The sequence below is a fragment of the Silvania hatchlandensis genome (assembly GCF_025564065.1).
Lineage (GTDB): Bacteria > Pseudomonadota > Gammaproteobacteria > Enterobacterales > Enterobacteriaceae > Enterobacter > Enterobacter hatchlandensis.
In genome coordinates this window covers 30,225-56,969 of sequence record NZ_JAMGZK010000041.1, presented here as the reverse complement: position 1 = coordinate 56,969, position 26,745 = coordinate 30,225, and the positions used below count along the sequence as shown (strand labels likewise).

Annotated in this window: 28 protein-coding genes and 5 tRNA genes; 10 read left to right on the top strand and 23 right to left on the bottom strand. The window is 55.4% G+C overall.

Annotated elements, in window-relative coordinates; translation table 11 throughout:
* Nucleotides 1-107: 107 nt before the first annotated feature.
* Nucleotides 108-926: a pyridoxal phosphatase gene (locus M8014_RS05435; protein WP_271281514.1), complete on the top strand. Its 819-nt coding sequence runs from the start codon at nucleotides 108-110 to the stop codon at nucleotides 924-926.
* Here the strand turns inward: M8014_RS05435 and modC are convergent, their stop codons facing one another.
* The 4 genes from modC to M8014_RS05415 form a co-directional block, all read right to left on the bottom strand.
* Nucleotides 927-1,985 (bottom strand): molybdenum ABC transporter ATP-binding protein ModC, encoded by a 1,059-nt coding sequence (modC, locus tag M8014_RS05430; protein ID WP_271281513.1) that lies wholly within the window; start codon nucleotides 1,983-1,985, stop codon nucleotides 927-929. It abuts the gene before it with no gap.
* A gap of 2 nt (nucleotides 1,986-1,987) precedes the next feature.
* A complete protein-coding gene (modB, locus tag M8014_RS05425) occupies nucleotides 1,988-2,677 on the bottom strand; it encodes a molybdate ABC transporter permease subunit (protein ID WP_271281512.1) in 690 nt (229 codons plus the stop codon).
* Entirely contained in the window at nucleotides 2,674-3,450 is a 777-nt protein-coding gene (gene modA, locus M8014_RS05420) for a molybdate ABC transporter substrate-binding protein (RefSeq protein ID WP_271281511.1), read from the bottom strand. The genes modB and modA overlap by 4 nt, the downstream gene beginning before the upstream one ends.
* A gap of 179 nt (nucleotides 3,451-3,629) precedes the next feature.
* Nucleotides 3,630-3,779, bottom strand: coding sequence for an AcrZ family multidrug efflux pump-associated protein (locus M8014_RS05415; protein ID WP_271281510.1), 150 nt, complete (start codon nucleotides 3,777-3,779; stop codon nucleotides 3,630-3,632).
* Nucleotides 3,780-3,906: 127 nt separating this feature from the next.
* Here M8014_RS05415 and modE point away from each other — a divergent pair, with 127 nt between their 5' ends.
* From modE to gpmA, 7 genes are all read left to right on the top strand, one after another.
* Nucleotides 3,907-4,695 (top strand): molybdenum-dependent transcriptional regulator, encoded by a 789-nt coding sequence (gene modE, locus M8014_RS05410; protein ID WP_271281509.1) that lies wholly within the window; start codon nucleotides 3,907-3,909, stop codon nucleotides 4,693-4,695.
* A gap of 67 nt (nucleotides 4,696-4,762) precedes the next feature.
* Complete coding sequence (modF, locus tag M8014_RS05405; RefSeq protein ID WP_271281508.1) at nucleotides 4,763-6,232, top strand: molybdate ABC transporter ATP-binding protein ModF; 1,470 nt, start codon at nucleotides 4,763-4,765, stop codon at nucleotides 6,230-6,232.
* Nucleotides 6,233-6,436: 204 nt separating this feature from the next.
* Nucleotides 6,437-7,453, top strand: coding sequence for a UDP-glucose 4-epimerase GalE (galE, locus tag M8014_RS05400; RefSeq protein WP_271281507.1), 1,017 nt, complete (start codon nucleotides 6,437-6,439; stop codon nucleotides 7,451-7,453).
* A 9-nt stretch (nucleotides 7,454-7,462) separates the two neighbouring features.
* Nucleotides 7,463-8,509 carry a galactose-1-phosphate uridylyltransferase gene (gene galT / locus M8014_RS05395; protein WP_271281506.1) on the top strand — a complete coding sequence of 349 codons (1,047 nt, stop codon included), beginning with the start codon at nucleotides 7,463-7,465 and terminating at the stop codon, nucleotides 8,507-8,509.
* Between the two features lie 2 nt (nucleotides 8,510-8,511).
* On the top strand, nucleotides 8,512-9,660 hold the full coding sequence (gene galK, locus M8014_RS05390) for a galactokinase (RefSeq protein WP_271281505.1): 1,149 nt from the start codon (nucleotides 8,512-8,514) through the stop codon (nucleotides 9,658-9,660).
* Nucleotides 9,654-10,694 (top strand): galactose-1-epimerase, encoded by a 1,041-nt coding sequence (gene galM, locus M8014_RS05385; protein WP_271281504.1) that lies wholly within the window; start codon nucleotides 9,654-9,656, stop codon nucleotides 10,692-10,694. The genes galK and galM overlap by 7 nt, the downstream gene beginning before the upstream one ends.
* Before the next feature lie 211 nt (nucleotides 10,695-10,905).
* Entirely contained in the window at nucleotides 10,906-11,658 is a 753-nt protein-coding gene (gene gpmA, locus M8014_RS05380; RefSeq protein ID WP_271281503.1) for a 2,3-diphosphoglycerate-dependent phosphoglycerate mutase, read from the top strand.
* 66 nt (nucleotides 11,659-11,724) lie between these two features.
* On the opposite strand, the gene aroG is transcribed toward gpmA, so the two are convergent.
* Nucleotides 11,725-12,777, bottom strand: coding sequence for a 3-deoxy-7-phosphoheptulonate synthase AroG (aroG, locus tag M8014_RS05375; RefSeq protein WP_271281502.1), 1,053 nt, complete (start codon nucleotides 12,775-12,777; stop codon nucleotides 11,725-11,727).
* 321 nt (nucleotides 12,778-13,098) lie between these two features.
* Here aroG and M8014_RS05370 point away from each other — a divergent pair, with 321 nt between their 5' ends.
* Together M8014_RS05370 and zitB are read left to right on the top strand one after the other, a co-directional pair.
* Nucleotides 13,099-13,509, top strand: a complete 411-nt coding sequence (locus M8014_RS05370) for a protein YbgS (protein ID WP_271281607.1) — start codon at nucleotides 13,099-13,101, stop codon at nucleotides 13,507-13,509.
* A gap of 105 nt (nucleotides 13,510-13,614) precedes the next feature.
* Nucleotides 13,615-14,553: a CDF family zinc transporter ZitB gene (gene zitB / locus M8014_RS05365; RefSeq protein WP_271281501.1), complete on the top strand. Its 939-nt coding sequence runs from the start codon at nucleotides 13,615-13,617 to the stop codon at nucleotides 14,551-14,553.
* Here zitB and pnuC read toward each other — a convergent pair.
* The 18 genes from pnuC to cydA all read right to left on the bottom strand — a co-directional run bounded on the left by pnuC (nucleotide 14,550) and on the right by cydA (nucleotide 26,465).
* On the bottom strand, nucleotides 14,550-15,269 hold the full coding sequence (pnuC, locus tag M8014_RS05360; RefSeq protein ID WP_271281500.1) for a nicotinamide riboside transporter PnuC: 720 nt from the start codon (nucleotides 15,267-15,269) through the stop codon (nucleotides 14,550-14,552). The two genes, zitB and pnuC, sit on opposite strands and share 4 nt — an antisense overlap.
* Nucleotides 15,270-15,306: 37 nt before the next feature.
* Complete coding sequence (nadA, locus tag M8014_RS05355) at nucleotides 15,307-16,350, bottom strand: quinolinate synthase NadA (protein ID WP_271281499.1); 1,044 nt, start codon at nucleotides 16,348-16,350, stop codon at nucleotides 15,307-15,309.
* Between the two features lie 304 nt (nucleotides 16,351-16,654).
* Nucleotides 16,655-16,730 (bottom strand) — tRNA-Lys (locus M8014_RS05350).
* Nucleotides 16,731-16,861: 131 nt separating this feature from the next.
* Nucleotides 16,862-16,937: transfer RNA gene (locus tag M8014_RS05345), tRNA-Lys, on the bottom strand.
* A 144-nt stretch (nucleotides 16,938-17,081) separates the two neighbouring features.
* Nucleotides 17,082-17,157 (bottom strand) — tRNA-Lys (locus M8014_RS05340).
* Between the two features lie 2 nt (nucleotides 17,158-17,159).
* Nucleotides 17,160-17,235 (bottom strand) — tRNA-Val (locus tag M8014_RS05335).
* 14 nt (nucleotides 17,236-17,249) lie between these two features.
* A tRNA-Lys gene (locus M8014_RS05330) sits at nucleotides 17,250-17,325 on the bottom strand.
* 162 nt (nucleotides 17,326-17,487) lie between these two features.
* A complete protein-coding gene (gene cpoB, locus M8014_RS05325) occupies nucleotides 17,488-18,282 on the bottom strand; it encodes a cell division protein CpoB (protein WP_271281498.1) in 795 nt (264 codons plus the stop codon).
* 9 nt (nucleotides 18,283-18,291) lie between these two features.
* The gene (pal, locus tag M8014_RS05320) at nucleotides 18,292-18,813 is read right to left on the bottom strand and encodes a peptidoglycan-associated lipoprotein Pal (RefSeq protein ID WP_106992384.1); all 522 of its coding nucleotides are present in this window, start codon (nucleotides 18,811-18,813) and stop codon (nucleotides 18,292-18,294) included.
* Between the two features lie 34 nt (nucleotides 18,814-18,847).
* A complete protein-coding gene (gene tolB / locus M8014_RS05315) occupies nucleotides 18,848-20,140 on the bottom strand; it encodes a Tol-Pal system beta propeller repeat protein TolB (protein WP_271281606.1) in 1,293 nt (430 codons plus the stop codon).
* 134 nt (nucleotides 20,141-20,274) lie between these two features.
* Nucleotides 20,275-21,612: a cell envelope integrity protein TolA gene (gene tolA, locus M8014_RS05310; RefSeq protein ID WP_271281497.1), complete on the bottom strand. Its 1,338-nt coding sequence runs from the start codon at nucleotides 21,610-21,612 to the stop codon at nucleotides 20,275-20,277.
* 37 nt (nucleotides 21,613-21,649) lie between these two features.
* Entirely contained in the window at nucleotides 21,650-22,078 is a 429-nt protein-coding gene (tolR, locus tag M8014_RS05305; protein WP_271281496.1) for a colicin uptake protein TolR, read from the bottom strand.
* A 3-nt stretch (nucleotides 22,079-22,081) separates the two neighbouring features.
* Nucleotides 22,082-22,774, bottom strand: a complete 693-nt coding sequence (gene tolQ / locus M8014_RS05300; protein ID WP_271281495.1) for a Tol-Pal system protein TolQ — start codon at nucleotides 22,772-22,774, stop codon at nucleotides 22,082-22,084.
* A complete protein-coding gene (ybgC, locus tag M8014_RS05295) occupies nucleotides 22,771-23,175 on the bottom strand; it encodes a tol-pal system-associated acyl-CoA thioesterase (protein ID WP_006819080.1) in 405 nt (134 codons plus the stop codon). Before ybgC ends, tolQ begins: the two co-directional genes overlap by 4 nt.
* Before the next feature lie 148 nt (nucleotides 23,176-23,323).
* Complete coding sequence (gene ybgE / locus M8014_RS05290) at nucleotides 23,324-23,614, bottom strand: cyd operon protein YbgE (RefSeq protein WP_271281494.1); 291 nt, start codon at nucleotides 23,612-23,614, stop codon at nucleotides 23,324-23,326.
* Nucleotides 23,614-23,727 carry a cytochrome bd-I oxidase subunit CydX gene (cydX, locus tag M8014_RS05285; RefSeq protein ID WP_271281493.1) on the bottom strand — a complete coding sequence of 38 codons (114 nt, stop codon included), beginning with the start codon at nucleotides 23,725-23,727 and terminating at the stop codon, nucleotides 23,614-23,616. Before cydX ends, ybgE begins: the two co-directional genes overlap by 1 nt.
* A gap of 14 nt (nucleotides 23,728-23,741) precedes the next feature.
* Nucleotides 23,742-24,881 carry a cytochrome d ubiquinol oxidase subunit II gene (gene cydB / locus M8014_RS05280; RefSeq protein ID WP_271281492.1) on the bottom strand — a complete coding sequence of 380 codons (1,140 nt, stop codon included), beginning with the start codon at nucleotides 24,879-24,881 and terminating at the stop codon, nucleotides 23,742-23,744.
* A 15-nt stretch (nucleotides 24,882-24,896) separates the two neighbouring features.
* Nucleotides 24,897-26,465 (bottom strand): cytochrome ubiquinol oxidase subunit I, encoded by a 1,569-nt coding sequence (gene cydA, locus M8014_RS05275; protein ID WP_271281491.1) that lies wholly within the window; start codon nucleotides 26,463-26,465, stop codon nucleotides 24,897-24,899.
* Between the last annotated feature and the right edge of the window lie 280 nt (nucleotides 26,466-26,745).

The following is a 26,745-nucleotide window of genomic DNA, read 5'->3' as shown; positions in this document are numbered from 1 at the left end:
GTCTGATTTAACGGTGAATGCTGAATTATAACCCGGTATTTTGCAGCGACTGCCTCGCGGTGTACCATCTGTCATCCCCGAAATATCAACATTAACCGGAATATCAAATGACCTCGCGTGTGATCGCTCTGGATTTAGACGGTACGCTGTTAACCCCGCAAAAAACCTTGCTCCCCTCTTCGCTTGCTGCACTGAAACGTGCCCAGGAAGCGGGATATCAACTCCTCATCGTAACGGGTCGACATCACGTTGCTATTCATCCTTTTTATCAGGCACTGGCGTTAGATACACCTGCAATTTGTTGTAATGGCACCTATTTGTATGATTATGCAGCAAAAAAGGTTCTGCAGGCCGACCCTTTACCTGTACCCCAGGCGCTGCAGCTGATTGAGTTGCTCGATCAACACGCGATCCACGGTCTGATGTACGTTGATGACGCCATGGTGTACGAGCGCCCGACCGGCCACGTTATCCGCACCAGCAACTGGGCACAATCATTGCCCGAAGCACAGCGTCCGGTGTTTACCCAGGTACCTTCGCTGGCGCAGGCGGCTCAGGAGGTTAACGCCATCTGGAAATTTGCGCTGACTGACGAAGACACCGTGAAGCTAAACGACTTCGCAAAACACGTTGAGCAGACGCTGGGCCTGGCGTGCGAATGGTCATGGCACGATCAGGTGGATATCGCCCGCACCGGCAACAGCAAAGGCAAACGCCTGATGCAGTATGTGGAATCCGTTGGCGGGTCGATGAAGGATGTGATTGCTTTTGGCGATAACTTTAACGATATCAGCATGCTCGAAGCCGCCGGAACCGGCGTGGCAATGGGCAATGCGGACGACGCCGTCAAAGCCCGCGCCAACCTGGTGATTGGCGACAACACCACGGACAGTATTGCCCAGTACATCTATACCCATCTGCTGTAATCAGGTGGTGATCGACACGCTCTTGATCTGCGCATAGAGCCACAGGCCAGGTTTGATCCCAAGCTCATCCCTGGCCCACGGGCTGATGCGCGCCCACAGCGTGCGGCTGCCAATTTCCAGCTGGACTTCAACCTGGCCGTTATCGTCGTAGCACTGGGCCACTTTGGCGCGCAGAATATTACGGATGCTGCTTTGCAGCGGCGGCTGTAGCACCAGCGACACGTCCGAGGCCTGAATACGAATACGCAGGCCAGCCTGCAGCGGTTTATCCAGCTTGTTGACCCAGACGTGCTGATCGCCAATGGCCAGCGCGGTCATCGCGTAGTGCGGATGGTGCTCCAGCACGCTCACTTTCAGAATGCTGCTCTGCTGCTCCTGCGGGAGCCACGGATGCATTACGCTGCTGCCCCACACCTCTTCCAGATCGCCAAACGCTTTTACGCTGCCGTTTTCCAGCACCAGCACTTTATCGGCCAGATGCAAAATCTCATCCAGCGAGTGGCTGACGTACAGCATCGGGATATTGATCTCGCGCGCCAGTCGCTGCAGATAGGGCAGCAGTTCGCGCTTGCGCGGAATATCGAGGGAGGCCAACGGCTCATCCAACAGCAGCAGTTCTGGCGCGGTCAGCAGCGCTCGCCCAATCGCCACGCGCTGCTTTTCACCACCCGAGAGCGACGACGGCAGCCGGTTCAGCAGCGGTTCAATGCCCAGCAGCGCAATCAGCTTATCAAACTGCCCGGCCATGCTTTTTGCCATGCCGTAACGCAGGTTGCCCAGCACCTTATAGTGCGGGAACAGCCTGGCATCCTGGAACACATAGCCAATTCGGCGTTTTTCCGGTGCCAGGCAGGTGCGTTTTTCAACATCGTTCAGCACCCGGCCATTGAGCACGATTCGCCCTGACTGCGGTTTGGTCAACCCGCTGATGGCGTTGATCAACGAGGTTTTGCCCGCTCCGGAGACGCCAAAAATGGCGGTGATACCGCTGGCGGGTAGCGTTTCGTTGATGGTCAGGCTGTGATCGCCTAACGTCTGGGTAAAATTCAGCTCCAGCATGGTCAGTTCCCCATCCGTTCACGGCTAATACGCGCCAGCCATTCGGATATCAGCAGCGAGACCAGCGCCAGCACAATGGAAATAATACACAAGCGCGCCGCCGCCCCTTCGCCGCCCGGGGTCTGTATCAGGGTATACATCGCCGACGGGATGGTGCGGGTTTCGCCAGGGATATTGGACACAAACGTGATGGTCGCGCCAAACTCGCCCAGCGAGCGGGCAAACGCCAGCACCGTGCCAACGATAATGCCCGGCAGTGTCAGGGGAAGGGTGATGGTGAGAAAGACGCGCCAGCGCCCGGCCCCTAACGTGCGGGCCGCCTGCTCAAGCTTGAGGTCGACCGCCTCAAGCGCCAGGCGGATCGCCCGCACCATCAGCGGGAACGACATCACTGCCGCCGCCAGTACCGCACCGCGCCAGCTAAAGGCAAAACTCAGCCCAAACCACTCATACAGCTTTTCGCCGATAAAGCCGCGTCGCCCCATGGCGATCAGCAGCAAATAGCCGACCACCACCGGCGGTAACACCAGCGGCAGATGCAGCACACTGTCGAGGAGGGCTTTACCTGGAAACTTACAGCGAACCAGTAGCCAGGCGAAGAAGATCCCAAAGGGCAAACTACACGCAACCGCGAGGGAAGAGACTTTCAGGCTCAGCAGCACGGCCTGCCATTCGGGATCGGTCAATATCATTCGTGAGTCGTAAATCCATAACGTTTAAAGATGGCAGACGCCTGCGGACCCTTCAGATAATCGTAAAAGGCGCTGACGGTTGCGTTTTTATGTCCATCAATGATGGCAACAGGGTATTCCACTTTCTTATGCGAGTCTTCAGGGAAGGTACTCACCACTTTGACCGCTTTATCTGCAACCGCATCGGAGCCGTAGACGATCCCCAGCGGAGCTTCACTGCGCGCCACCAGCGCCAGGGCACCGCGCACGTCTTCCGCCGGGGCCAGTTTCGGCGACAGCGTTTCCCACGCCCCCAGTTTCTGCAGCGCTTCTTTTGCATAAATCCCGGCCGGGACATGATCCGGGTCACCCACCGCCAGACGCCCGTCTTTCAGCAGGCGGGTCCAGTCAGTTTTATTCGTAATGACAAATTCAGCTTGTGCGCTGGCCTTCGGCGCCACCACCACCAGGCTATTGCCGAGCAGGGTTTTACGGCTTGCGGTGTCGATCGCTTTTTTATCGATGGCGTAATCCATCCACTTCTGATCGGCAGAGATAAACAGGTCGGCAGGCGCCCCGGCTTCAATCTGACGCGCCAGCGTAGAGGAAGACGCAAACGACGACACCACGTCGACGTTCTTCTCTTTCTTATACACTGCCGCAATATCCTGCATCGCGTTGGTCAGAGAGGCTGCCGCAAAAACGGTGATTTTGCCTTCATCCGCCAGTGCCTGCCCGGTCAGGCTGAGCATCAGCGTTGCGCCTGCAATCAGCTTTAATCCTGTACGTGTCATCTGTAACTCCTGTGAGTGTCGTTATATACGAAGGAATATAACGACAACTGTAGGGTTTTCCCAGCGTTAAATCGTACCGATTAATGAGTAAATCTGTTTGATGCCGTAAATAATATCGGCGAGAAGGCGGGAAACTTGAGAGCAAAACGCCCGGTCAGGCCGGGCGTTTTTTCAGGAAATCAATGCTGCTTTTTCGGCTGTTTTTTGTGGCCAATATTGGAAAAGATGTTGAACACCTCACCCAGGCCGTAAATGGCACCGAGGATGATAGCCATCACCACTGGCACCATGATCACGGCGAATACCAGACTTTTCAGCAACTCTAACATGGCTTTCTCCAGACAATGTGAATTCATTATTCTAACCGGAAAAGCGAGAAATACATCCCCTTTTGTGCGGTACAGTTTGCGCATATAACGAATTACGTCACAATAAGCCTTTTGCCAGGACATTGTTATGCAGGCCGAAATTCTCCTCACCCTTCGTCTTCAGCAAAAATTGTTCGCCGATCCTCGCCGCATCGCCCTGCTCAAACAGATCGCGCAAACCGGCTCCATTAGTCAGGGGGCAAAGAACGCGGGCATTAGCTATAAAAGCGCGTGGGATGCCATCAACGAGATGAACATCCTGAGCGAACAGCCGCTGGTCGATCGCGCCACCGGCGGCAAAGGCGGCGGCGGTGCCGTGCTGACCCGCTACGGGCAACGACTGATCCAGCTGTACGACCTGCTGGGGCAAATCCAGCAAAAAGCGTTTGATGTCTTAAGCGATGACGACGCCCTGCCGCTGGACAGTCTGCTGGCCGCGATCTCCCGCTTCTCATTACAAACCAGCGCCCGCAACCAGTGGTTCGGCACCGTCACCGCCCGGGACGGAAACCTGGTGCAGCAGCATGTGGATATTCTGCTCGCCGACGGCGAAACGCGCCTGAAAGCGGCGATTACCGCCCAGAGCGGCGAACGTCTGGGGTTAGATGAAGGCAAAGAGGTACTGGTGCTGCTGAAAGCGCCGTGGGTCAGTATCACCCGGGATGCTGAAGCGGCCCAGCAGGCCGATAACCAGCTGCGCGGCGTGATCAACCATATTGGCCACGGCGAGGAGCAGTGCGAAGTGCTGATGACCCTGCCCGACGGCCAGACGCTCTGCGCCACCGTTCCGCTCTCGCAGGCGGCGGGCTTAGAAGAAGGTGCTGATGCAACCGCATATTTTAATGCCGACCGGGTGATTATCGCCACGTTATGCTAAGCGGATTGACATTGGCGCTGACAGTGCGTATCCCTGAGGCTTATCGCTGCAAAATATGGGATACGTCATGTCATCATTGCAAATTTCGCAAGGCACGTTTCGTCTTAGCGACACCCGAACCCTTTCTCTTGCCGATTTCACCCTCAATGCGGGCGAAAGCTGGGCTTTCGTTGGCAGCAACGGCAGCGGCAAATCCGCGCTGGCACGCGCCCTGGCCGGCGAGCTGACCCTGCTGAAGGGTGAACGCCGCAGCACCTTTGCCCGTCTGACCCGCCTCTCCTTTGAACAGCTGCAAAAGCTGGTCAGCGATGAGTGGCAGCGCAATAACACCGATCTGCTCAGCCCGGGTGAAGAGGATACGGGCCGCACCGCATCAGAGATTATCCAGGACGAGATCAAAGACGAGGCCCGCTGCCGCCAGCTGGCAGAGCAGTTTGGCATCACCAGCCTGCTGGACAGACGTTTCAAATATCTTTCGACGGGCGAAACCCGCAAAACCCTGCTCTGCCAGGCGCTGATGAGCGCCCCGGAGCTGCTGATCCTCGATGAACCCTTTGATGGCCTAGACGTAAAATCACGCGGACAGTTGGCTGACCTGTTGGCCTCGCTCAACCAGCAGGGTTATACCCTGGTGCTGGTGCTCAACCGCTTTGATGAAATTCCGGATTTTGTTCAGCATGCCGGCGTGCTTGTGGACTGCGCCCTGACGGCGGTCGGCGAAAAAACAGCCCTGCTAAACCAGGCTTTAATTGCCCAGCTGGCACACAGCGAAAAACTGCACGGCGTCGCCCTGCCGGAACCGGATGCCCCCTCTGCGCGGCACGGTTTGCCGGAAGGTGCGCCGCGGATTGTGCTCAACAATGGCGTGGTGTCGTATAACGATCGTCCGATCCTCGACGACTTAAGCTGGACGGTCAATCCCGGTGAGCACTGGCAGATTGTCGGCCCGAACGGGGCCGGGAAATCCACCCTGCTCAGCCTGATAACCGGCGATCACCCCCAGGGTTACAGCAACGATTTGACCCTGTTTGGCCGCCGACGCGGCAGCGGTGAAACCATCTGGGACATCAAAAAACATATCGGCTATGTCAGCAGCAGCCTGCACCTCGACTACCGGGTCAGCACCACCCTGCGCAACGTGATCCTCTCGGGCTACTTCGACTCGATTGGTATTTATCAGGCGGTGTCGGATAAGCAGCACAAGCTGGCGCAGCAGTGGCTGGATATTCTCGGGATGGATAACCGGGTCGCTGATGCACCGTTCAGCAGCCTGTCCTGGGGCCAGCAGCGGCTGGCACTGATCGTCCGCGCGCTGGTCAAACACCCCACGCTATTGATCCTCGACGAACCGTTGCAGGGGCTGGATCCGCTCAATCGCCAGCTGATCCGCCGCTTTGTCGACATCCTGATCAGCGAGGGGGAAACACAGCTGCTCTTTGTCTCCCATCATGCGGAAGATGCCCCCGCCTGTATCACCCACCGGCTGGAATTTATCGCCGACGGCGAGACCTACCGCTACCAGACAGGCCCCTTGTAAACCGCGCCGAGGGTAATGCCCTCGCGCTTTTCAGATAACCTGCAACAGCGCACCGCTATCCGTTTGATTTACAATCCATCATAACCCGCTGGAATACGCTTTTGCGCGCAGTGTAAGCGATTCCACTAATTTATCCCATGTCACACTTTTTCGCTCTCTGGTATGCTAGGATTATCTCATACCACAAGCCCAATGGAGCGAAATATGCGAGTTCTGGTAACAGGTGGTAGCGGTTACATAGGAAGTCATACCTGTGTGCAACTGCTGCAAAACGGTCACGACGTCATCATTCTCGATAATCTGTGCAACAGTAAACGTAGCGTGCTGCCGGTCATGGAGCGCCTTGCCGGTAAGCAACCCACCTTTATCGAAGGCGATATTCGTAACGAAGCGCTGATGGCGGAGATCCTTCACGATCACGCGATCGACACGGTGATCCACTTTGCCGGACTGAAAGCGGTCGGTGAATCGGTCGCCAAACCGCTGGAATATTACGACAACAACGTTAACGGCACGCTGCGCTTAATCTCCGCCATGCGCGCGGCGGGCGTGAAGAACTTTATCTTCAGCTCCTCTGCAACCGTGTACGGCGACCAGCCGCAAATTCCGTATGCCGAAAGCTTCCCGACCGGCACGCCCCAAAGTCCGTATGGCAAAAGCAAACTGATGGTGGAACAGATACTGGCAGACCTGCAAAAAGCGCAGCCAGACTGGAGCATCGCCCTGCTGCGTTACTTCAACCCGGTAGGCGCACATCCGTCAGGCGACATGGGTGAAGATCCGCAGGGCATCCCGAACAACCTGATGCCGTACATCGCCCAGGTGGCCGTGGGTCGTCGCGACTCGCTGGCGGTATTCGGTAATGACTATCCGACCCCGGACGGCACCGGCGTGCGCGACTATATTCATGTGATGGATCTCGCTGAAGGCCACGTGGCGGCAATGCAGCAGCTGGCGGATAAACCGGGCGTCCATATTTACAACCTCGGCGCGGGCGTTGGCAGCAGCGTGCTGGATGTGGTCAAGGCGTTCAGTACCGCCTGCGGCAAACCGGTGGCGTATCACTTTGCCCCACGCCGCGACGGCGATCTGCCCGCCTACTGGGCCGACGCCAGCAAAGCCGAGAAAGAGCTGAACTGGCGCGTCTCCCGCACGCTGGATGAAATGGCACAGGACACCTGGCGCTGGCAGTCACGCCACCCACAGGGCTACCCGGATTAAGGATCTGTGATGACTCAATTTAACCCCGTCGATCACCCGCATCGTCGTTTTAACCCGTTAACCGGGCAATGGATCCTGGTCTCTCCGCACCGGGCCAAACGTCCGTGGCAAGGGGCGCAGGAGACACCGGCAAAACAGACCCTGCCGCAGCACGATCCGGACTGCTTCCTCTGTCCGGGCAATACCCGCGTCACCGGGGATATCAATCCCGATTACAAAGGCACGTACGTTTTCACCAACGACTTTGCCGCGCTGATGACCGATACCCCCGACGCACCCCAAAGCGGCGATCCGTTAATGCGCTGCGAAAGTGCGCGCGGCACCAGCCGGGTGATCTGTTTTTCGCCGGACCACAGTAAAACGCTGCCGGAACTGAGCGTCGAGGCCCTGACCGAGGTGGTTAAAACCTGGCAGGAGCAGACCGCCGAACTCGGGCAAACCTACCCGTGGATCCAGGTGTTTGAAAACAAAGGTGCAGCGATGGGCTGTTCCAACCCGCATCCGCACGGGCAGGTGTGGGCCAACAGCTTCCTGCCGAATGAAGCCGAGCGCGAAGATCGCCTCCAGCAGGCGCATTACGCCGAGCACGGTACGCCGCTGCTGGTGGATTATGCCCAGCGCGAGCTGGCGGACGGCAGCCGCACCGTAGTGGAAACCGAGCACTGGCTCGCGGTAGTGCCTTACTGGGCGGCGTGGCCGTTCGAAACCCTGCTGCTGCCGAAAGCCCACGTGCTGCGCATCACCGATCTGAGTGAGGTCCAGCGAAGCGATTTGGCGCTGGCGCTGAAAAAACTGACCAGTCGTTACGACAACCTGTTCCAGTGTTCTTTCCCCTATTCCATGGGCTGGCACGGCGCACCGTTTAACGGCGAAGAGAATCAGCACTGGCAGCTGCATGCCCACTTCTATCCGCCGCTGCTGCGCTCTGCGACCGTACGCAAGTTTATGGTCGGCTATGAGATGCTGGCAGAGACCCAGCGCGACCTGACGGCAGAACAGGCCGCTGAGCGCCTGCGTGCAGTGAGCGATGTTCATTTTCGCGAATCCGGAGAATAACAATGAGTCTGAAAGATAAAACCCACGCCCTGTTTGCTGAAAAATTCGGCTACCCTGCCACTCACGCCATTCAGGCTCCCGGCCGCGTGAACCTGATCGGGGAACACACCGACTACAACGACGGTTTTGTCCTGCCCTGCGCCATCGATTACCAGACGGTGATCGGCTGTGCGAAGCGCGATGACCGCAAAGTCCGGGTGATCGCCGCCGATTACGACAACCAGATCGATGAATTTTCGCTGGATGCGCCGATTGTTGCTCACGATTCTCAGCAGTGGTCAAACTACGTGCGCGGCGTGGTGAAGCATCTGCAGAAGCGTAATAAAAACTTTGGCGGCGCGGATCTGGTGATCAGCGGTAACGTCCCACAAGGCGCGGGTTTAAGCTCGTCCGCCTCGCTGGAAGTGGCGGTCGGTACCGTCTTCCAGCAGCTGTATCATCTGCCGCTGGACGGGGCGCAAATCGCCCTCAATGGCCAGGAAGCAGAAAACCAGTTCGTCGGCTGTAACTGCGGCATTATGGATCAGCTGATCTCTGCGCTCGGTAAAAAAGGCCATGCGCTGCTGATCGACTGCCGCTCGCTGGGCACCAAAGCGGTTTCCCTGCCTAAAGGCGCTGCGGTTATTATTATCAACAGTAATTTCAAACGTACGCTGGTGGGCAGTGAGTACAACACCCGCCGCGAGCAGTGCGAAACCGGGGCGCGCTTCTTCCAGCAAACCGCCCTGCGCGACGTGTCGCTCAACGAGTTCAATAAAGTCGCCCATGAGCTGGATCCGGTGGTGGCAAAACGCGTGCGTCACGTCCTGACCGAGAACGCCCGTACCGTTGAAGCCGCTGCGGCGCTGGAAAAAGGCGATCTGCTGCGAATGGGTGAACTGATGGCGCAGTCCCATGCCTCGATGCGGGATGACTTCGAAATTACCGTGCCACAGATCGACACCCTGGTAGAGATTGTGAAAGCCGCAATTGGCGAGCAGGGCGGCGTGCGCATGACCGGCGGCGGCTTCGGTGGCTGCATCGTCGCGCTGGTGCCGGAAGCGTTAGTCCCGGTTGTTCAGCAGGCTGTTGAACAGCAGTACGAAGCCAAAACCGGCATCAAAGAGACGTTCTACGTCTGCAATGCCTCACAAGGAGCGGGCCAGTGCTAAGAGAAACCCCCACCCTCGCCCCGGATGGTCTGCCGTATCGCCTGTTAACCCTGCGCAACCGCGCGGGGATGGTGGTCACGGTGATGGACTGGGGCGCCACGCTGCTTTCAGCACGCGTCCCGATGAATGACAGCAGCGTGCGCGAAACGCTGCTCGGCTGCGCTTCCCCGGAACAGTACGTTGAGCAAACGGCATTCCTGGGGGCCTCTGTGGGTCGCTACGCCAACCGGATCGCCAAAAGCTGTTTCGAGCTGGATGGCGTGCGTTACCCCCTGCTGCCAAGCCAGGGCGAAAACCAGCTCCATGGCGGGCCAGAAGGCTTTGACAAACGCCGCTGGCGCATCGTGCAGCAAAACAATGGCGAAGCGCTGCTGGCGCTCGACTCACCCGACGGCGATCAGGGTTTTCCGGGCAACTGCGCAGTGAGCGTGCATTACCGTTTAACGGAAGACAACCGCGTCGCCATTGAGTACCGCGCCACGGTGGACAAGCCTTGCCCGGTCAACCTGACCAATCACGCCTACTTCAACCTCGACGGCGACTGCAGCGACGTTCGCAATCACAAGCTGCAACTGCTGGCACAAGCCTATTTACCTGTCGATGAGATGGGGATCCCGCAGGACGGACTGAAGGCAGTTGCCGATACCAGCTTTGATTTCCGCACCACCAAAGTTATCGCCCGGGATTTCCTGGCTGATGCCGATCAGCGCAAAGTGAAAGGTTACGATCATGCCTTCCTGCTCGACGCGCAGGGCGACGTGAGTCAGCCTGCTGCGCATCTGTGGTCGGCCGATGACAAGCTGCAGATGACGGTGTATACCACCGCCCCTGCTCTGCAATTCTATTCAGGTAACTACCTTGGCGGCACCCCGGCGCGTGAGCAAGGGGAATACAGTGAATGGCAGGGCCTGGCGCTGGAAAGTGAGTTTTTACCGGACAGCCCGAACCATGCCGAGTGGCCGCAGCCGGACTGCGTTTTACGCCCGGGGGAAGTCTACGTGAGCGTCACGGAATACCACTTTATTGCGCAATAAAATCGGGCCCTCCATCTGGAGGGCTTTTTTTACCCATCTTGCTGAAAATAGCGCCATTCACGGACAAAATCACAACCCCTCATTCACAAGCATCTTACACTGCGACACTATTTTCGCTATGGTTAGGGTTAAGCGTTGCCCGCGGCACGGCTGCGGCAATATAATGAGAATTGTTATCATTCAAATAATGCTTGATTCGGAGGAGTAAGATATGGCTGTAACTAAGCTGGTTCTGGTGCGTCATGGCGAAAGCCAGTGGAACAACGAAAACCGTTTTACCGGTTGGTATGATGTTGACCTGTCCGAGAAAGGCGTAGGTGAAGCGAAAGCAGCAGGCAAACTGCTGAAAGATGAAGGCTTCAGCTTCGATTTTGCTTATACCTCCGTGCTGAAACGTGCCATCCACACCCTGTGGAACGTTCTTGACGAACTGGATCAGGCCTGGCTGCCGGTTGAGAAATCCTGGAAACTGAACGAGCGTCACTACGGTGCACTGCAGGGTCTGAACAAAGCCGAAACTGCAGAGAAATACGGTGACGAGCAGGTTAAGCAGTGGCGTCGTGGTTTTGCGATCACCCCACCAGAGCTGACCAAAGATGACGAGCGTTTCCCAGGCCACGACCCGCGTTACGCATCACTGACTGACGCAGAGCTGCCAACCACTGAGAGCCTGGCGCTGACTATCGATCGCGTTGTGCCTTACTGGGAAGAAACCATTCTGCCACGCCTGAAAAGCGGTGAGCGCGTGATCATCGCTGCTCACGGTAACTCCCTGCGTGCGCTGGTGAAGTACCTGGACAAAATGGGCGAAGACGAAATCCTCGAGCTGAACATCCCAACCGGCGTACCGCTGGTGTATGAGTTCGACGAAAACTTCAACCCAATCAAGCGCTACTATCTGGGTAACGCGGACGAGATCGCGGCGAAAGCGGCGGCCGTTGCAAACCAGGGTAAAGCCAAGTAATAAAAAAGCCCGGTCGCGATGACCGGGCCTTAAGTACGCTATGCCGGATAACCTCCGGCATTTTTTTTAGCCGCGACGGGCTTTTACCGCGCTCGCCAGCTGACGCAGTACCGTTTCAGTATCGTCCCAGCCGATGCAGGCATCGGTCACGCTTTTACCGTAAACCAGCGGCTCGCTGCCTTCCAGATTCTGATTACCTTCCACCAGATGGCTTTCGATCATCACGCCGATAATCGCCTTTTCGCCGCCCGCAATCTGCTGGCAAACGTCAGACCCAACGTCCATCTGCTTTTTGTACTGCTTGCTGGAGTTGGCGTGGCTGAAGTCGATCATCACCTGCGGAGCAAGACCGGCTTTATCCAGACCCGCCTTCACTTCTGCGACGTGTGTTGCACTGTAGTTCGGCTCTTTACCGCCGCGCAGGATGATATGGCAATCGCCATTCCCGCTGGTGTTCACAATCGCGGAGTGACCCCATTTGGTCACGGAGAGGAAGCAGTGCGGCGCCCCGGCGGCGTTAATGGCGTCGATAGCCACTTTGATGGTGCCGTCGGTACCGTTCTTGAAGCCAACCGGACAGGAAAGGCCGGACGCCAGCTCGCGGTGCACCTGGGATTCAGTGGTACGCGCGCCAATGGCACCCCAGCTCATCAGGTCAGCCATGTACTGCGGGGTGATCATGTCGAGGAACTCACCCGCCGCCGGCAGGCCGCTGTCGTTAATATCCAGCAGCAGCTTACGCGCGATACGCAGGCCATCGTTGATCTGGAAGCTGTTATCCATATGCGGATCGTTAATCAGCCCTTTCCAGCCCACGGTGGTGCGCGGCTTTTCAAAGTAGACGCGCATGACAATTTCCAGCTCATCCTTCAGCGTCTCACGCAGCGTCAGCAGGCGCGTCGCGTACTCTTTTGCCGCAAGTGGATCGTGAATCGAGCACGGGCCGATCACCACTAACAGACGATCGTCATTTCCTTTCAGGATCTTGTGGATCGCTTTACGGGCATGGGACACGGTGTTAGCAGCATTTTCGGTGGCGGGAAACTTCTCAAGGAGCGCTACAGGGGGTAATAACTCATTGATCTCTTTGATACGTAAATCGTCATTCTGATAATTCATCGTCTTTCCAGCGTTGGCATACTTTTATAGTTGAATGCAATGCTTTCAATCTAACTGCTCAGTCAGGAAGTGTAAACGCCCTTTTACACTGCAGGCAGATAAATCCTGGAATTCACTTAAAAAACCCCACAAAGTAGCGAAAAACGAGATCCGCCCTAAACTTTTTAACTGTATACACTGCATTTATTTATTTTATCGCGATTCCATACTGACCTAAGTTTGGATCGCGGCATCTTTGACCACTGAGCAGCATGTCGATTTCGCATATGCACTGTGGAAACAAGTTATCCAGAACATAACGACCAGAACAGGAGCAGCATGATGAAAATGACTAAACTCACCACCCTTTTCCTGACAGCAACCCTTACCCTGGCGAGCGGCGCTGCGCTGGCGGCCGATCAGACACAAGGTTCTGAAAACGGCAATGGTCAGGCTAATGCCGCCGCAGATGCCGGCGCATTAGCACCTGATGCACACCAGAACCTCGCCCCGAACAATGTTGATAATAGCCAGATCAACACCGGCAGCGGTACGGGGACCGGCACGAGCACTGGCGGGACCATGCTTCATCCGAATGGCACCAACTCCACCATGGATAACCATGACGGCATGACCAAAGATGAAGTGCATAAAAATTCGATGTGTAAGGACGGTAAATGTCCGGACATGAACAACAAAGTCGATAACACCAGTACCGATGCCGAACGTAAAACGGATGGCACCTCCCAGTAATGACGGGTGAATAAGTGACAAAGGAGAGCGCTGGCTCTCCTTTCTTTTTTGTGCAAAATGTTAAAAACTCTACACTTACAATAATAATGCATCAGGACATTTTTCATGGCGCACACCCACTCACACGCTCCTTCTTCGCAGGATCAAAATGCTAAGCGGTTAATGCTGGCATTCGGCATCACCGCCTCCTTTATGGTTATCGAGGTGATTGGCGGGCTGATTTCCGGCTCGCTGGCGCTGCTGGCCGACGCCGGACATATGCTGACGGATGCCGCTGCGCTGCTGTTTGCCCTACTGGCGGTCATCTTTTCCCGCAAGCCGCCGAGCGGGGGCCGTACCTTTGGCTGGCTGCGCCTGACCACCCTCGCCGCCTTCGTTAACGCCATTGCGCTGGTGGTGATCACCGTTATCATCGTCTGGGAGGCCATTCAGCGCTTCCTGCAACCCCAGCCAGTCGCTGGCGTCACCATGATGGTGGTAGCCGTTGCCGGACTCATTGCCAATATCGCGGCCTTCTGGATTTTGCACCGGGGCAACGAAGAGAAAAACCTCAACGTGCGCGCTGCGGCGTTACATGTACTCGGGGATCTGCTGGGCTCGGTGGGGGCGATTATTGCCGCGCTGGTGATCCTCTGGACGGGCTGGACGCCGGTGGACCCGATCCTCTCGGTGCTGGTGTCGTGTCTGGTGTTACGCAGCGCCTGGCGCCTGCTGAAGGAGAGCGTGAATGAGTTGCTGGAAGGGGCGCCCTCATCGCTTGATATTGCGGCGCTAAAGCGCAATTTGAATCGCTCCATTCCTGAAGTACGCGACGTACATCATGTCCACGTCTGGATGGTCGGGGAGAAACCGGTGATGACCCTGCATGTACAGGTGATCCCGCCGCACGACCATGATGCGTTACTGGGACGTATCCAGCACTTTCTTGAGCATCAGTACGCGATTTCGCACGTCACAATCCAGATGGAATATACCCCCTGTCAGGGACCAGACTGCCACCTCAATGAGGCGCAGGCCGGTCACGCACATCATCACCATCCTTAGCTGGAAAGCGCGTGAGAACCCCGTTCCCGCGCGCTGTTAATCCACATCCGACTGCCGTTAAGCGCGATAAAGGTGAGGATCAGATACTCCACCGACATGGCATAGACGCCCTGCAGAGCGAAGATCACGACGCTTATCACATTGATGATCACCCATAGCAGCCAGTTTTCGACGTATTTGCGGGTCATCAGGATCATCGCTGCAATCGACAGCACCATCATGCAGGAATCCCAGAACGGGAAGGCGTCAGGCTGCAGCTGCGGCATAGTGACGTTCAGCCCGAGGCTGGTCATTACCGTGACCGCCACCCGCGTCAGGAACGCGAATACCGGGTTGATAAAGACAGTCATCAGGCCGATGGCCACCACGCAGGCAGCCAGCCACGCCATCGCCTTTGGCAACGGTAGCCAGCGGATCTGCAGTTCGGCCTCCTGCTGACTGTTCTGCCGCGACCAGGCGTACCAGCCATAAATATTGGCGACAAAGAAGAAAAGCTGCAGCAACAGGCTGGCGTACAGCTGAATCTGAAAGAAGATAATCGCAAAGAGCGTAACGTTCACCAGGCCAAACGCGTAGTTGACGATCTTCTCCAGACTGGCAAGCCAGATGCAGAGCAGACCCGCGATAGTCCCTACGGCTTCAATCCATGATAAATCATAGCCGCCAGCCCCAATCGGTATATGAACCAGAATGTTTTGCGTGCTAAAAAAATCCATCTCTTCTCCTGAGCGTAACGTTACGCATTAGCGTTGCTTAAGGACGTAGTGTAGCCGCAAAATCCAGCATCCGGTTAAGCGGAATTAACGCCCCTTCTCGCAGCGCGGCGTCGACCTGTATCTCATGCGCTGCCCCGCCTGACTCCAGCCCCTCAGCAATCGCTTTAAGACCGTTCATGGCCATCCACGGGCAGTGCGCACAGCTGCGACAGGTCGCCCCCTCGCCTGCGGTCGGCGCTTCCAGCAGCTCTTTATCCGGCACCGCCTGCTGCATCTTGTAGAAGATCCCACGATCGGTGGCGACGATCAGCTGACGATGGGGCAGCGTTTTCGCCGCGCTGATCAACTGGCTGGTTGAACCTACCGCATCGGCCATGTTGACGATCGCCTGTGGTGATTCAGGGTGAACCAGAATGGCGGCATTCGGATAAAGCCCCTTCATGCGCTCCAGCGCCTGGGTTTTAAACTCGTCATGCACGATACAGGCCCCCTGCCAGCAGAGGATATCCGCGCCGGTTTGCTTCTGAACATAGTTGCCCAGATGCTTGTCCGGGGCCCAGATGATTTTCTCGCCCAGACTGTCGAGGTGTTCAATCAGCTCGACGGCGATGCTCGAGGTCACGACCCAGTCGGCGCGGGCTTTCACTGCCGCTGAGGTATTGGCATACACCACCACCGTTCTGTCCGGATGGGCATCGCAGAAGGCGGTGAATTCGTCAATCGGGCAGCCCAGATCGAGAGAACACTCCGCGTTGAGGGTCGGCATCAGGATGGTTTTTTCCGGACTGAGGATTTTTGCCGTCTCGCCCATAAAACGCACCCCGGCAACCAGCAGCGTCGAGGCCGGATGCCGCGCGCCAAAGCGCGCCATTTCCAGTGAATCTGAAATACAGCCGCCGGTCTCTTCCGCCAGCTGCTGAATCTCAGGATCGGTGTAGTAATGCGCGACCATCACCGCATCACGCTCTTTGAGCAGGCGCTTGATCTTCTCACGGTAAAACTGCTTTTCGTCGTGGCTCAACACAGCGGGCTTCGGCGGGAAGGGATAGATTGCGGCTTCAGGATCAAACATCACACTCATTATGGCTTCTCGTTTTACTGGCTTAACAAGTTTGCCGTTATTTTTGGGTGGAAACCAAAGTAATGGCAATTGTGTTTTATATACTAAACAAGATAGCGAATGTGAGGGTGAAAGTCACTCCAAATGCGTGCGGGTAGCATTTGTCGACGTGATGAGACAGAAATAACAAATAGCAAAAAGGCGCCTTTAGGGCGCCTTTTTACATTGGTGGGTCGTGCAGGATGACTCGGCTTCGCCTCGCCCTTCGGGTCGTTGCTAAAGCAACGCTATCCTTCACGTTTAACATCCGAATACGATATTAAATTGGTGGGTCGTGCAGGATTCGAACCTGCGACCAATTGATTAAAAGTCAACTGCTCTACCAACTGAGCTAACGACCCCTTGCGGGATTTACTGCTTTTACTTTTCAGGCTGGTGGGTCGTGCAGGATGACTCGGCTTTGCCTCGCCCTTCGGGCCGTTGCTAACGCAACGTTATCCTTCACGTTCTCTACCGGTTACCACCTTTAAATTGGTGGGTCGTGCAGGATTCGAACCTGCGACCAATTGATTAAAAGTCAACTGCTCTACCAACTGAGCTAACGACCCATTCGGGTGTTGCCTGAAATTTTACTCGGTACCAATCTAATGATTGGTGGGTCGTGCAGGATGACTCGGCTTCGCCTCGCCCTACAGGCCGTTGCTAAAGCAACGTTATCCTTCACGCTTAATACCTGAGTCAGATATTAAAATTGGTGGGTCGTGCAGGATTCGAACCTGCGACCAATTGATTAAAAGTCAACTGCTCTACCAACTGAGCTAACGACCCAATGGTGGGTGATGACGGGCTCGAACCGCCGACCCCCTCCGTGTAAAGGAGGTGCTCTACCAACTGAGCTAATCACCCTTTGAAGCTTTTAGTGGTGGGTCGTGCAGGATTCGAACCTGCGACCAATTGATTAAAAGTCAACTGCTCTACCAACTGAGCTAACGACCCACTATTTTTGCCGCTTTTGGGCTGTTCGATATCCCTTGGCAACGGCGGCATATATTACTGATTTCAGAATTCAGCGCAACTAAAATTTTGAGGAAGATCACCTAACTGCTTATGAATTATGCGGCAAGACCAGAAAAAAGACGATTTCTGGTCATCCGGCAATCATCCCATCGCAGAAAGGCGTTTTTGCGCCTGTTTTGCACCTTCGGTACCTGGGAACTTACTGACGACCTGCTGGAACACGGCTTTCGCTTTCGCGGTGTCGCCTTTGTCCTGCATGATCACCCCAACCTTGAACATCGCATCAGGGGCTTTAGGCGATTTCGGGTAATTTTTTACCACCGAGGCAAAATAAAACGCGGCATCGTCTTTTTTACCCTTGTTGTAATTCAACTGTCCCAGCCAGTAATTGGCATTGGGCTGATAGGTTGAATCAGGGTATTTCTTCACGAACGCCTGGAACGCCGCCATAGCATCGTCCTGGCGCGATTTATCCTGCACCAGGGCAATAGCTGCGTTGTAGTCAGTATTCGCATCACCGCTCTGTACAGGCGCACCTGTAGAGGCTGATGCGTCAGCCGGTGGCGTTGCTGTTGCCCCAGCAGCGCCGCTTTGATCCCCTGTTGCCGGTTGCGCTGATGCGCCGCCGCTGTTCAGGTTATCAATTTGCAGCATGATCTGCTTCTGACGCTCCACAACCTGATTGAGCTGATACTGACTTTCCTGGATCTGTCCACGAAGAGAGTCGATATCGGTCTGATTATCAGAGAGTTGTTGCTGGAGTTGGGTTAAAAGCTGACTGTGAGCGTTAGAAATACGCTCAAGTTGGGTGACGCGGTCTTCGACCGAGCCGGAGCCGACACTACTGATTGGTGCCTGAGCAAAAGCGGCCCAGGGGGCCGCTATACCAACCAGTAACGACAGACTCATAAGATGATGTCTGAAGTTACTGTTCATGCGATTCTCTTAGTAAACCAGTACAGCGCGACGGTTTTTAGAGTAAGCCGCTTCGTCGTGGCCCAGAACTGCTGGTTTCTCTTTACCGTAAGAAACGATGGAGATCTGGTCAGCAGAAACGCCTTTACCCTGCAGGTACATTTTAACCGCGTTAGCACGACGCTCGCCCAGGGAGATGTTGTACTCAGGGGTACCGCGTTCGTCCGCGTGACCTTCTACGGTCACTTTGTAAGATGGGTTGCTACGCAGGAAGTTAGCGTGAGCATCCAGCATCGCAGCGAAGTCAGAACGGATGTCGAACTTGTCCAGATCGAAGTAAACAATGTTGTTCTGCTGCAGCTGTTGCATCTGAAGACGCGCTTGCTCTTCAGAAGACATATTGCCATTGGCGTTAGCGTCCATACCGGTGCCGGCACCCATCATGCCTTCGCCGCTCTGGTCGTTGCTTGCGTTCTTGTTAGAAGAACACGCTGCGATTGCCATAACAGGCAGAGCGATCATCAGCCCTTTCAGCACTTTGTTCAGTTGCATTTCTATGATTCCTTTATTATTCAATTAATTATTATTACAGGTACGGCGACCAGGCAGGTGATTTGACCTGTCCATCAGTTGCCGGAATACGCGCTTTGAAACGCCCATCGGTAGAAACCAGATTCAGCACGGATCCCATCCCCTGAGAAGAGCTGTAGATAACCATAGTGCCGTTAGGTGCCAGACTTGGCGTTTCATCCAGGAAGGTTGACGATAAAACTTGCACGCCACCACCCCCCAGATCTTGTTTGGCAATGTGCTGCTGACCACCGGCCGAGCTGACCATTACCATAAATTTACCGTCAGCACTGACGTCAGCATCCTGGTTCTGTGAACCTTCCCAGGTGATACGCTGCGGAGCACCGCCGTTAACATTAACTTTATACACTTGCGGACGACCGGCCTGGTCAGAGGTAAACGCCAGGTTCTGGCTGTCCGGGAACCAGGTTGGTTCGGTGTTGTTGCTGCGACCATCAGTGACCTGGCGGATCTGGCCGGAGCCGATATCCATCACGTACAGGTTCAGGCTACCGGTTTTAGACAGGGCAAACGCCAGTTTGGAACCGTCAGGCGAGAACGCCGGTGCGCCGTTGTGACGTGGGAATGAAGCAACCTGACGCACTGCGCCATTCGCCAGCGTCTGGATAACCAGCGCAGAACGCCCGCTTTCGAAGGTGACGTAAGCCAGTTTAGAGCCGTCCGGAGACCAGGCCGGTGACATCAGCGGCTGTGGTGAACGGTGAACGGTGAACTGGTTGTAACCATCGTAGTCAGACACGCGCAGTTCATACGGGAACTGACCACCGTTGGTCTGTACAACGTAAGCGATACGGGTACGGAAAGCGCCTTTAATGCTGGTCAGCTTCTCGAACACTTCATCACTGGCGGTGTGACCGGCATAGCGCAGCCACTGCTTGTTCACTTTGTAGCTGTTCTGCGCCAGTACGGTACCCGGTGCGCCACCGGTGTCTACCAGCTGGTAGGCCACGGTGTAACCGCCGTCCGCGTTCGGGGTAACCTGACCCACGACCACGGCATCAATACCCAGCGCAGACCATGCTGCTGGCTGCAACTCGGCGGCAGTGCCCGGCTGCTGCGGCAGACGAGAACGGTCTAACGGATTAAATTTACCGCTGTTACGCAGGTCAGCAGCAACGATGCCACCCACGTCTTCCGGTGCTGCACCAGGGCCTGCCCACTGGAACGGAACCACGCCAATCGGACGCGCCGAGTCCACCCCTTGGGTGATCTCGATACGCACTTCTGCGTGCAGCACGGCTGCCCACAGCATAAAGAAACTTACTGCAACACGTAATGCCTGCTTCATCATGTCTCCCATACCCGGGTAACCTTACCCGCGATAATTTAGCAGAATGTTAACAAACTCAATTCGACAAAACTACCAGAACTCTGTGACTCTAACCGGGTCTATTTTCCCCGTTCGCACGGGGAAAATATAACCTATGGTTTGAAGTCCAGTGGTGCGTTTTTGAACGTTTCAAACACAGCCTGAGAAGGCGGTTTCGGGAACTTAGTCATCCTGCTGGTTGCAGACAGCATCTGCTGACAGAATGCCGGATCGCCACCCTCTTGCTTGACGCTAAGGATAGTCCCATCCGCGCTCAGATTGACGCGTAACGTACAGGTTTTCCCCTGGAAGCTATCCCAGTCGTACAGATGCCCACGAATGGCGGCCTGAACCTGTGCAATATACGAGGCAATCTCCGCCTGAGATGCACCGCCCTGCCCCGGCTTACTTCCTTTAGCAGGAGAAGCACCCCCTGCGCTACCGCTGTTGCTGCCTTTCGGCGCATTCTTACCTGAACTTAAATCACCGAACAGGTCGTCAACGTCCGACGCGGCCGCTTTTTCAGCAGCCGCTTTCTTGGCTGCGGCGGCTTTACCGGCAGCGGCTTTTTCAGCAGCAGCCTTGTCAGCAGCGGCTTTCTTATCGGCTGCGGCTTTTTCAGCTGCAGCGGCTTTTTTATCCGCTGCTGCTTTTTCTGCTGCAGCGGCCTTTTTATCAGCCGCGGCTTGTTCAGCAGCCGCTTTGTCCGCAGCGGCTTTTTCTGCTGCTGCAGCCTTTTTAGCCGCCTCGGCAGTGGCTTTCTTCTCAGCCTCCTGAGCCGCTTTTTTGGCGGCGTCTGCTTCGGCTTTTTTCTGCGCGTCAGCAGCGGCTTTTTTAGCGGCCTCTGCTTCTACTTTCTTCTGTGCATCAGCAGCGGCTTTCGCGGCTGCTGCTTCAGCCACTTTTTGCGCATCGGCTGCCGCTTTTTTGGCGGCTTCAGCGGCTTGCTTCGCAGCATCGGCTGCTTGCTTCGCCTGCGCATCAGCCTGCGCTTTTGCGTCCGCTGCCGCTTTCGCTGCAGCTTCTTCCGCCTGCTTTTGCTGCTCCTGCGCTTTCTTCGCCGCGGTTTCAGCCTGCTTCTGCTGCTCCGCCTGCTCTTTCGCCGCTTCCTGCGCCTGCAAACGATCTTTCTCGAGCTGCTTCAGACGTTCCTGCTCGGCGGCCTGCTTTTCACGCAGCTCTTCCGCTTGCTGTTGCGCCTGTTTGTCGCGTTGCTCTTCAGCACGTTTTGCACTCGCCTGCTGTTGCTGCTGACGGTTATAGTTCTGCACCACCGCACCGGGATCGACCATCACGGCATCGATGGATGAACCGCCTCCTCCGCCCGCAGCAGCATCCATATGCTCATCGAACGAACTCCAGATCAGTGCCGCAAAAAGAATGATATGCAGCACGGCAGAGACAATTATCGCCCGTTTAAGCTTATCGTTTTGTTCGGTTGCCTTTGACACTATGGGTTCCCAAAAACTCTGTTGTGTACGCAGATGATCAAATAGGCTGCGTCATCAAGCCAACTGACTTGACGCCTGCGCTATGCAACAGGTTCAGCGCTTTAATGATTTCATCGTAAGGCACGTCTTTAGCACCACCGATCAAGAAGACCGTTTTCGGATCCGCCTGCAGACGTCGTTGCGCTTCGGCAATGACCTGCTCCGGCGGCAGTTGATCCAGACGATCTTTTTCAACCACCACGCTGTACTGCCCTACTCCGGAAACTTCAATGATAACCGGTGGGTTGTCATTGCTGCTTACGGCCTGGGATTCTGTCGCATCCGGCAGATCAACCTCAACGCTCTGCGTAATGATTGGCGCTGTTGCCATAAAAATAAGCAGCAACACCAGCAAAACGTCCAGCAGCGGTACAATGTTGATTTCGGACTTTAGTTCACGACGACCCCGTCCACGCTGTCTGGCCATGGTTTACCCCTTGTTGCTCTCGGTGCTGGTAAACGCCTGGCGGTGCAGAATCGCGGTGAACTCTTCCATAAAGTTGTCGTAATTCAGTTCCAGTTTGTTCACACGCTGGTTCAGGCGGTTATACGCCATAACCGCTGGAATGGCGGCGAACAGACCAATAGCGGTCGCGATCAGTGCTTCTGCGATACCCGGTGCCACCATTTGCAGCGTCGCCTGTTTTACCGCACCCAGGGCGATAAAGGCATGCATGATCCCCCAGACGGTACCAAACAGACCGATGTACGGACTGATGGAACCCACGGTGCCGAGGAACGGAATATGCGTTTCCAGCGTTTCCAGCTCACGGTTCATTGAGATGCGCATGGCACGTGCCGCCCCTTCAACGACCGCTTCAGGCGCATGGTTGTTGGCACGGTGCAAACGGGCGAACTCTTTAAAGCCGCTATAGAACATTTGCTCGGAGCCGGAAAGGTTCTCACGGCGTCCCTGGCTCTCCTGGTACAAACGTGAAAGTTCGATACCAGACCAGAACTTATCTTCAAAGGCTTCCGCTTCACGGGTTGCCGCATTGAGGATACGGGTTCTCTGGATGATGATGGCCCAGGATGCGATTGAAAAGCCAATCAAAATGAACATGATAAGTTTAACCAGAAGGCTAGCCTTCAGGAACAAATCAAGGATATTCATGTCAGTCACTGCTTAAACTCCGCGACAATAGACTTAGGAAGCGCACGAGGCTTCATGATGAGTGGATCAACACAAACAATCAGGACTTCAGCTTCGTTCAGTACCTGGTTCTCTGCATTGACGATCCGCTGCGTGAAAACCAGTGAGGTTCCGCGCATTGATGTTATTTCCGTTTGGACTTCGAGCATATCGTCGAGTCTGGCAGGTGCAAAATACTCCAGCGTCATCTTGCGTACCACGAAGGCAACGCGCTCGGCCAACAAAACCTGCTGGCTGAAGTGATGATGGCGCAGCATCTCAGTGCGTGCCCGTTCATAAAAAGCAACGTAGCTGGCGTGATAAACCACACCACCGGCATCAGTGTCTTCGTAGTAGACACGAACCGGCCATCGAAACAGCGTTGTATTCACTTTACATCCCGGTAATGCAACAAAAGTTAGCGCTTTTAAACGTCGTTACTATACGCGCGGGGAAGGTGGTTTGGAATGGGAGAAGGTAAACGGAGAGTAAATATTTATGGGCCAGGGTAAGCCCATAATTTTAACGGATGATTCTTATTCAGTTGAAAAAGAAAATCAGACCGACCAGTAAAATGATATCGGCAATCAGCGGACAGAAGATGCCCTGCCAGTGAACGGCTTTCGGACGAAAACCTACGCCGTGGATCACCCCGGCGCAGACCGCCCACATCATGAGGAAGCCGTGCCAGATTTCCAGCTCGCTGGTCTTCGCCGCAAAGCGCGACGGATCCCAGAACATACAACCCGCCAGCAGTAAGGCCATCACTAAGGAAAGCGCCCTTAACGGGCGCTTGTCCATTACCGCATACAACATTGCGATAATATTCATCAGTGTTTTTCTTCACCTGCTTTAGCCGCTTCAACGTGCTCAAGCGCCAGGGCGGTAATCACTCCAAATGCACAGGCCAGAAGCGTTCCTAAAATCCATGCGAAATACCACATATTCAGCTCCTTCCTTAATACATAGAGTGGGTATTGCTTTCGATATGTTCTTTCGTGATACGACCGAACATTTTCCAGTAACACCAGGCGGTGTAGGCCAGAATAATCGGTACGAACACGGCCGCCACGAAGGTCATCAGATTCAGCGTCATCTGGCTAGAGGTGGCATCCCACATGGTCAGGCTCGCATTCATCATGGTGCTGGAAGGCATCACGAACGGGAACATCGCGATACCGGACGTCAGGATGATGCACGCCAGCGTCAGTGAAGAGAAGACGAACGCCCATGCGCCTTTTTCCATGCGAGAGGTCAGCAGGGTCAGCAGCGGCAGCACAACGCCCAGTGCCGGGATAGCCCACAGCGCTGGCATATTATTGAAGTTCACCAGCCATGCACCAGCCTGACGCGCCACTTCTTTGGTCAGCGGGTTCGACGGCGCAGCGTGGTTAATCGCCGAGGTCACGACATAACCGTCGATGCCGAACATCACCCAAACGCCAGCCAGTGCGAAGCCTACCAAGGTAACCAGCGCCGCAACCTGAGAAACCGCACGAGAGCGCAGATGAAGTTCGCCCACGGTACGCATCTGCAGATAGGTCGCGCCCTGGGTCAGGATCATCGCCACGCTGACGACACCTGCCAGCAGACCAAACGGGTTCAGTAGCTGGAAGAAGTTGCCGGTGTAGTACAGGCGCATATATTCATCGAGGTGGAACGGCACGCCCTGCAGCAGGTTGCCGAACGCCACGCCAATCACCAACGGTGGCACGAAGCTACCGATGAAGATGCCCCAGTCCCACATGTTGCGCCAGCGTGGATCTTCAATCTTCGAGCGGTAGTCAAAGCCTACCGGACGGAAGAACAACGCGGCCAGCACCAGAATCATCGCCACGTAGAAACCCGAGAACGCCGCGGCATAAACCATTGGCCAGGCCGCGAACAGCGCGCCGCCAGCGGTGATCAGCCACACCTGGTTACCGTCCCAGTGCGGGGCGATGGAGTTAATCATAATTCGACGCTCGGTATCATTACGACCGAGGAAGCGGGTGAGCATGCCCACCCCCATGTCGAAACCGTCAGTGACCGCAAAACCAATCAGCAGAATACCGATCAGCAGCCACCAGATAAAACGCAATACTTCATAATCGATCATTTGACGACTCCTGTCTTAGCGTGCCGGCTGAGAAGCCACGGTGGACTGCTCGTAGTGGTAGCGACCGGTTTTCAGGCTGCTTGGACCAAGGCGTGCGAATTTGAACATCAGGAACAATTCAGCCACCAGGAACAGGGTGTACAGACCGCAAATCAGCAACATCGAGAAAATCAGATCGCCGGCTGTCAGAGACGAGTTCGCCACCGCGGTTGGTAGTACCTCACCGATCGCCCATGGCTGACGGCCATACTCTGCAACAAACCAGCCGGACTCGATGGCGATCCACGGTAATGGCATACCATACAGCGCCGCACGCAGCAGCCACTTACGCTGACCGATACGGTTACGAATCACCGACCAGAAGGAGGCGCCAATGATCAAGAGCATGATGATGCCGCAGCCAACCATGATACGGAAAGCAAAGTACAACGGCGCCACGCGTGGAATCGAGTCTTTGGTTGCCATTTGAATTTGCGCTTCCGTCGCGTCAGAGACGTTCGGGGTATAGCGTTTCAGCAGCAGACCGTAACCCAGGTCTTTCTTCACGTCGTTAAACTGATCGCGTACGGACGGGTCGGTGGTACCTGAACGCAGTTGCTCCAGCAGGGAATAGGCTTTCATCCCGTTACGGATACGTTCTTCATGCTGCACCAGCAGATCTTTCAGTCCGATAACCGGCGTGTCCACAGAGCGGGTGGCAATGATGCCCAGCGCATAAGGGATCTGAATCGCAAAGTGGTTTTCCTGCGCATCCTGATCAGGAATACCAAACAGGGTGAACGCCGCCGGAGCCGGTTGGGTTTCCCATTCGGCTTCGATAGCGGCCAGTTTGGTTTTCTGCACGTCACCCATTTCGTAACCGGATTCATCACCCAGCACGATAACGGAGAGGATTGCCGCCATACCAAAGCTTGCAGCGATGGCGAAAGAGCGTTTTGCAAAGGCGAAGTCACGGCCACGCAGCATGTAGTAGGCGCTGATGCCCAGCACGAACATCGCGCCGCAGACATAGCCAGACGCCACAGTGTGAACGAATTTCACCTGGGCGACCGGGTTCAGCACCAGTTCGGAGAAGCTGACCATCTCCATACGCATGGTTTCGAAGTTGAAGTCAGACGCGATCGGGTTCTGCATCCAGCCGTTGGCCACCAGGATCCACAGTGCGGACAGGTTGGAGCCCAACGCGACCAGCCAGGTCACCGCCATGTGCTGAACTTTACTCAGACGATCCCAGCCGAAGAAGAACAGACCTACAAAGGTGGATTCGAGGAAGAAGGCCATCAGACCTTCAATGGCCAGCGGCGCACCGAAGATATCCCCGACGTAGTGGGAATAGTAGGACCAGTTAGTCCCGAACTGGAACTCCATGGTCAGGCCGGTTGCCACACCCAGAGCGAAGTTGATACCAAACAACTTGCCCCAGAATTTGGTCATATCTTTATAAATCTGTTTGCCGGAAAGGACGTACACCGTTTCCATGATGGCCAGCAGGAACGCCATACCGAGCGTCAGTGGCACAAACAGGAAGTGGTACATCGCGGTCAAGGCAAACTGTAAGCGCGACAGTTCGACTACATCTAACATCATGACTCCTTGCTCATCGCATGAAGACTCCGAGAATGAACCCCGTTAGAAAGGATTCACACACATGCCCCAATACAAAAGTTATCAGCACCCTTTCTTCTTTACTTCATCTTCGCAGGAGGAAAAAGCCATGATGAAAGGTTACAGATGCGTTAATAAAAAACTCAAATTGATCCCGCAAATATATTACGCTGCAAAGCCCTTACAATAAACAGGTTTTTATTGAAAGAGATTGACGTTTTACGACGGTGATCAACATATAGCGAATTTATCACTTTTC